Below are 3,983 nucleotides of genomic sequence, written 5' to 3'. Positions count from 1 at the left end.
CCTCACTAAAAACCGCGGGTTTGCCGGGCCTATTCTCCACAAGCTTGGCAAACGGCTTACCGGCACCTTCCTCACTCCCTCTCTGAGTAAAAGATTTTTTCCCACCGAACCTAGCGGCGAACCCCTTCCCGCTACCAGCGGAACCCCCCTGATCCGTCATCGTGCAAATCCTTCAAAAGTACAACAATCCGGCAAAACAGCAACTCGCGTAGAGTGTACCATGCGCAGTGCCCGAGTTCAACACTATTTGGTCATGGTAGTTGACATTGATTATCAAAAACATAACCCTACTTTAGGAATACGCGTGGTAAAGTACATGTAGCATGTTTCCCGCGTAACAAATTATACTAGCAGATACCGTGCATAAACTATTTATACTGACCGGGCCAACGGCTTCGGGAAAATCTGAGGTTTCTAAAATAGTGGCAGAGCGCCTAGGGTGCACGATAATCAATTGCGACTCGAAACAAATTTATCAGCATGTTCCAACAATTACTGACCAGGCAGAATACCTGCGGACTAACCCACAGTTCGGGCTGTATGGCTACGTGCACCCGAGCAATAGTTATTCTGTGGGATTATGGCTGGAAGACGCAAAAAGGGAAATATTGCTTGCTTGGGAGAAAAAGTCACCCGCAATAGTTGTCGGGGGAAGCGGGCTATACATCAGCAGCTTGATATATGGGCTTTCAGAGATACCTCCGGCGGATGCGCACATCAGGCAAAAGGCCAGGGCTCTGCTTAGTGAAGTTGGAAATGATACATTTTTCGAATTGCTGCTCCGCAGAGACGCAAATGTTTGCAAAATTGACCGACGCAACTCCAACCAGCTCCTGCGCGCCTTTGAGGTATTCGAGAGCACCGGAGTTTCGATATTCTCCTGGCGGGAGCGCTGCCCGAAAAAGCGCCCCTTTGAAAACTGCGAGGTGTGCGTGTTATTCCCCCCTAAGGAGGAGTTACATCCCAAAATTAATAGCAGGCTGGTTGACATGATAAACTCGTCCGCAGTGGCTGAGGTTGAGTATTTGATGTCACTAAACTTGCCTGCAGACGCCCCAATCATGAAGGCCATAGGAGTGCGGGAGGTCATAGAATATTTACGCGGGAACATAAGCTTGCCCGAAGCTGTAGAGGCTGCGCAGAGAAACACGCGGCAGTACGCTAAGCGCCAGTATACGTGGCTTAGAAGGCAACTACCGCAGGATGCACAGTTCCTCCCCACTCGTGAGGAAATGGTGCAGCACCTAGTATCCAGATTAACCGAGACGGAGAAGTAAAAACCAACGGCCAAGCTGCCAGCATTTGGGCCGGGTACCAACCTGCTAGTCTACGTATCTGTACGTATTGATAGTAAACTCAAACGGCACTACCCCGGCGGAGGCCATTCTGACGTTAGATAGAGAGAAAGAAACCAACACTTTGCGGCGTTCAGTTGCAGCTAGCACGCCGTGCACTATGTGCTTAACTCTAAACTCCACAACCGCACTGCTGAGTGAGGCCACGCTGCGGGGCAGTAGTTCGACCTTATCAATCACCGCCTCTAGGGATATGGCATCAGTCTTGTATTTTGATATCAATGGGTGTATAATTGCACCCCGCTCCATGATGTTTTTGAACGCAACAAACACCCTTCTGGATGAGTTATTCTTCACGAAGCCCAGCTGTGCCTCTGTGCCGTCGGGAGAGTATGACTCATAGCGTTTTACGTATTCCCCCGCAAGGTAGGAAGAAAGAAGATCCTCCTCCCTTTCCTCAACATCCACGCTGAGCCTTTTGATCAGCAAGAATTCGTCGCTGTACCGATCTGTATATTTGATAAAGCTAAAGTCGGTCTTGGTAGGGAACATGGAGTACGTATCCCACATCAAGAACAGGAGAAACGTCACGAAAACCACGAGTGAGACACACAGCCACGCCCTCTCGCTGACGGCGGCCAAATATTTACGGCAATACCACTCCAGTGCATCTTCAAAGTACTTCTGACTCTCGCCGATAAATTCGCTCATTCCTTTCAGATCATTCCCCGACACTGTGCGGCAAGAACCCCACTTCCGACTGTTTTGTGGCCGTACGCGCATGCTAATTTAAAACAGTTGCTATTGTATTGACTAGGCAGCAATCTAGGCGGCTATGGGGATGTTTCCACGTTTTGCGCAAAAAGTCCACACATTTCTTAAAATCGCAACCCTATGCCCCCAACCAGGGCCTCAAGCCGCTCTATTTGGGGCATTTGGGCTGTTTTTAACCATCAACGGCGTCTACTTCCAGGCTTTTTGAGGTCCGCACCCCCAGATTTTTCAGGCTTTTTGTACGAGCAAGTATGTTCCCATGCCCTTCAGAAAGCTTTTTCATCACATCGCGGTATGCGCTACCAGCGGTATCTATCTGCTTACCTAACTTTTGCATATCATGAATAAAAGACGCAATCTTGTCGTACAATGCCCCTCCTTGGCGGGCAATTTCCAGTGTGTTGCGATTTTGGTTCTCCAGCCTCCACAAAGATTCAACCGTCTTCAGGGTTGCCAACAACGTAGATGGGCAAACCACCACGATCTTACGATACCACGCATATTTGTGAAGTTCGGCATCTGCCTGAACGGCTAGAAAATAAGCGCTTTCTATCGGGATAAACATCAGCACAAAATCTGGGGTATTAATGCCTTCAACATCAGAGTATCGCTTACTGGAAAGGTCACTTATATGTGCCCTTACGGAGCCCACAAAATGCTTGAGGTGCGTAAGCCGGGCATCTTCTTGCCTTTCTGAACAGTATTTCTCATAGTGCACTAGTGACACTTTCGAATCCACAATAATATGCTTATCGCCGGGTAAAAGTATCACAACATCTGGATATTGCTTTCCCCCTCCTTCAACGCCCTGCAGGCCCATACCTGCACCGTGCAGCTTATAATCCTGCCCTCTGCGTAGGCCGGAATCTTCCAGCACTCTTTCTAATATGACCTCACCCCAATTTCCCTGGATTTTTGCTTCTCCCTTAAGCGCGTTGGCTAACCCTTCAGCCTGAAGTGTAATCTTCTCATTGGCGAGTATTATGCGTTGAATCTCGTTCTTTAGCGAAAATTGCTCCTTACCATGCTGGATAAACGCCTCTTCCAGTTCACGCTTCAGGGCTTTCATATTCTCCTTTACCGGCTCCAATACTCCGCTCAACCCCTCGCGCGACATTTTATTTAATTTATCAACTTTTTCATCAAAAATCCGATTCGCAAGGTTTTCAAAGTGTACCTTACACTGCTCATCAACACACTTCAAAAAGTTGTCTAGTTGCGCGCCGCCCTGCTCCAAACTCTTTTTCTCAACTTCAAGCACCAAGGCCCTGTCTTTGGCATCTTGCAACTTGAGCTGCAAAGACTGCACTTCCTCCTTCAAAAAAGCATTTTCATGTTCTGCACCCTGAAGTTTCTCCTCAAGATGCTTTTTTGCGGTGCTAACCTCGCCATAGCTGCGGTATGAAACCCGGGTCTTCAGCGCAAAAATATACGTAGCAGTGAACACGCAAAGTGCTTCCACCACCAATATAGACACTGTATACCAGGTAACATCCAGCGTCATAAGTGCTACCCCACACAAAATGGTCTTACAATTGTAGGGCTTATCATATAGTATGTCTAAGTTCTTTTGAAGCGCGATTCAGGAATTCCAGTGCACGACATTGAGCTTATTAAAAAAGACCCTGAGCTGTTTGACAGGGCCATGATATCCCGTGGCTTTGGTGAGCAGGCGGAAAAAATCATCGAATTAGATCTAAAAAAGAGGGGGGAGCTGTCTACTTTGTATTCCCTACGAGAACAACGAAACGCAGTAACGCGGGAGGTGGCCCTCTTGAAGCGTAGCGGAATCGAGTGCACACCCCCAAAATCGAGGCCTCCAAGAAACTGGCTGAAGAGATAGAAACGCTTGAGCACAGTATTAAGGAGGACACGAAACTTTCCAACTTACTTGAAAGCCTCCCTAATGTCCCT

General features: G+C 48.1%; 3 protein-coding genes and 1 pseudogene. 2 read left to right on the top strand and 2 right to left on the bottom strand.

The features are described from left to right. The first annotated feature begins 359 nt into the window (after nt 1-359). Nucleotides 360-1,277: a tRNA (adenosine(37)-N6)-dimethylallyltransferase MiaA gene (gene miaA / locus GAC_RS05185; protein WP_010270171.1), complete on the top strand. Its 918-nt coding sequence runs from the start codon at nt 360-362 to the stop codon at nt 1,275-1,277. 45 nt (nt 1,278-1,322) lie between these two features. Here miaA and GAC_RS05180 read toward each other — a convergent pair whose 3' ends face one another. Beyond that, nucleotides 1,323-2,030, bottom strand: coding sequence for a hypothetical protein (locus tag GAC_RS05180; protein ID WP_010264842.1), 708 nt, complete (start codon nt 2,028-2,030; stop codon nt 1,323-1,325). 211 nt (nt 2,031-2,241) lie between these two features. Then, the gene (locus GAC_RS05175) at nt 2,242-3,573 is read right to left on the bottom strand and encodes a DNA recombination protein RmuC (RefSeq protein ID WP_181005422.1); all 1,332 of its coding nucleotides are present in this window, start codon (nt 3,571-3,573) and stop codon (nt 2,242-2,244) included. A gap of 90 nt (nt 3,574-3,663) precedes the next feature. On the opposite strand from GAC_RS05175, the pseudogene GAC_RS05170 reads away from it, so the two are divergent. Then, nucleotides 3,664-3,983, top strand: a pseudogene (locus GAC_RS05170) (serine--tRNA ligase); the annotation flags it as partial.

It is taken from the genome of Anaplasma marginale str. Florida, assembly GCF_000215485.1.
Classification (GTDB): Bacteria; Pseudomonadota; Alphaproteobacteria; order Rickettsiales; family Anaplasmataceae; genus Anaplasma; species Anaplasma marginale.
This window is presented reverse-complemented; position numbering and strand designations above follow the sequence as displayed.